The 2,480-nt window shown below is 60.0% G+C and carries 3 protein-coding genes and 1 pseudogene; all 4 read left to right on the top strand.

Going from position 1 to position 2,480, the window contains the following annotated elements; all coding sequences use genetic code 11:
- A partial coding sequence (ccsA, locus tag V6C16_RS11185; protein WP_333543237.1) for a cytochrome c biogenesis protein CcsA occupies positions 1 to 430 on the top strand: 430 nt, incomplete at its 5' end.
- Positions 431 to 494: 64 nt separating this feature from the next.
- On the top strand, positions 495 to 632 hold the full coding sequence (locus V6C16_RS11190; protein WP_333536874.1) for a CcmD family protein: 138 nt from the start codon (positions 495 to 497) through the stop codon (positions 630 to 632).
- A complete protein-coding gene (locus V6C16_RS11195; RefSeq protein ID WP_333536873.1) occupies positions 625 to 1,293 on the top strand; it encodes a hypothetical protein in 669 nt (222 codons plus the stop codon). The genes V6C16_RS11190 and V6C16_RS11195 overlap by 8 nt, the downstream gene beginning before the upstream one ends.
- Positions 1,294 to 2,171: 878 nt before the next feature.
- A pseudogene (locus V6C16_RS11200) lies at positions 2,172 to 2,480 on the top strand (tetratricopeptide repeat protein); the annotation flags it as partial.

Below are 2,480 nucleotides of genomic sequence, written 5' to 3' on the forward strand. Positions count from 1 at the left end.
GCTGAGCGGCCTTGCCCTGGTCACGGGCATGCTTTGGGCGCGCCGCTCCTGGGGCGTCTGGTGGACGTGGGACCCAAGACTCACGACAACGCTGATCATGTGGTTCGTTTATGCGGGCTATCTGGTGCTGCGCGGGCTGGATCTGCCGCCGCAGCGCCGCAATACGGTCTGCGCCGTGGTGGGCGTGGTGGCTTTTCTTGATGTGCCGCTGGTTTTTCTGTCCGCGCGTATCTGGCGCTCCATCCATCCTTCTGTTTTTGCCAGCAAGGAAGGCGGCCTTGAGCCGGAGATGCGCCTTACCGTCATGGCCTGCGTGCTTTCGTTCGGTTTTTTGTGGGCGGGTCTGGTGTGGCTGCGCAAGCGCCAGCTTGATCTGGCCGCCCGTATGGACAGGCTGCAGCAGAGCCGGTTTACGCCGGAAGGACTGTAACGCACGGCCCGCGCCGTCATGCGCCGCCGGTCCGCAGGGCCGTGAGGCCATTCCCGGAGGACATATGGATACCCTGACCTGGATAATCATGGCTAATGCCGCCGTATGGATCGGCCTTGGCGCTTACCTGGCCTTTATGGGCGCGCGCCAACGGTCCCTTGCAGCACGCCTGGCCCAATGGGAGATGCTCAACAATGACTGATAGTTCAAAGCGCAACACTTCATCCCGCGCGCTCATTATTCTGCTGGGCCTGGGCCTGGTGCTCATGCTGGCCGTATCGCTCAAGGAACGCTTTGAAAGCCCAGGGCTTACGGAGCAGCGGCAGCCCCGTGCCGTGGCCGCTCAGGACAATGCGGCGCAGCAGATAGGCCAGCTCATGCGTCAGGTGGCGGAAAACCCCAATGACGGTACAGCCATGATTCACCTTGTGGAGCACCTCATTGGCGCGCAAAACTGGGAAGCCGCAGAAACTTTTGCCCAGCGGGCCGTAACGCTTGATATGGGTAACTCCAAACCGCTGTATCTGCTGGGCGTCATCATGCACAACCAGGGCCGCAACAAGGAAGCCGCCGAGGCCCTTGAAAAAGTTCTGGCTATCAAGGATGAGGCTTCAGTGCGCTACAGCCTTGGCGTGCTTTACATTCATTATCTCGACAATCCCGCCAAGGGTGTGGAACATCTGAGCGCAGGGCTGCATGATGCCAACGCGCCTGAAGAATTGAAAAAAGCCATTATGCTGGAGCTGGAAAAAACTCCGCTTCCCGGTCAGCCGGGCCAGACCGGCAAGTCGGACACGCCGGATAAGGCCGCACCCGCAGATCAGGCGAAGGGCAAGGCAGCCGCACCCGCGAAAACGCGCTAGACAGTGTCGTCACGAGCGCCTTTCCCGGTATCTCTGCGTCGAACTTCGCCTTTTATTCCGGTCGAGTACCATAAGAGTACACTCCCTGCATAAAAGGCTCGTTCTCCTTGATATACCAAGGAAATTCATCTCGTGACGACACTGGCTAATCGCCGCGCGTATTGTCCAGAGCAATTTCATTTTAAAATTGCTCTGGCGACTGCTCACGCAGTCGCCCGCCGCAAAGGCGCAAGCGCAGCTTCAGCCGTTGCCCGAAGGGCTTACGGATGCTTCAGGAGTTGTAACGCAGGAAACTACGCTTGCAGGCAGCATGTGTAACGAGCGGCTTGTTTCCACACAGCCACTGTCGCCATTCGTAAGGCTCGCAGGCTCGCCAGCGACTGTCGCGAAGACAGCAGAGCTGTTTACTTGCGCGGTTAAGCGCCGAAGCGAGCGTGCCGTTACCTTTGAGAATGTACATTCTCAAAGTTGATCTGCTCCAGAGATGGGCTGGCCGCCATGCGGCGGTGCTGCCCCCGGTGCGCTGTCCGGTGCAACCTGCCCAGGCCGGGCATACATTCCGGGCAAGCCCGCAGCTTGTGGAGAGGCTGCGGGCTTGCCTCTTTTTTTTACAGGTTGTACCTTTTACCGCAAAGAGCGCGGCCAGCGGGTGCGGGCCGTCGCCATTGCATGTATTTTCCCGCCCGGCGTTTTTTTGCCGTGAAAACCCGTTGCGCAAAGCGCGTTTGACGCGCGCTGATGGCTGCGCCGCAGGCGGAAAACTGGCGGTCATGCCATTCCTGTGTTGCCGCCGCATACATGTCCGGCTCCAAGCCGGGCAGGCGTTTTCTCCTGTTGAAGCCGCACGTTCACTATGAAAATGCCCCCATGAGGACCATATGGCCCGTCGTAAAAGCAGAAACAAGGACTCGTCCGCTCCGAAGCAGGCCCAGTCTCTCTCCACCAGTCAGGATACGCGCGAAGCACGCCCCCCGGAACAGGCCCTTGCCATGTCTGCCGCACCTGACGAGCAGCAGGAAGCCACGCCCCAGGGCATGGTGCGCAAGGGCGTGTTTGTGATGGGCGTGGTCATTGCCCTTGTGCTTGGCCTTTATCTGGGCAGTCTTGTTCCTTCCCTGATGCACGAGCCGGCTCCCGATTCCACACCCGCACCGCAGGTGCAGGCCCCGGCAGCGCAAGCCCCTGAC

It is taken from the genome of Desulfovibrio sp. 1188_IL3213 (assembly GCF_036763145.1).
Taxonomy (GTDB): domain Bacteria; phylum Desulfobacterota; class Desulfovibrionia; order Desulfovibrionales; family Desulfovibrionaceae; genus Desulfovibrio.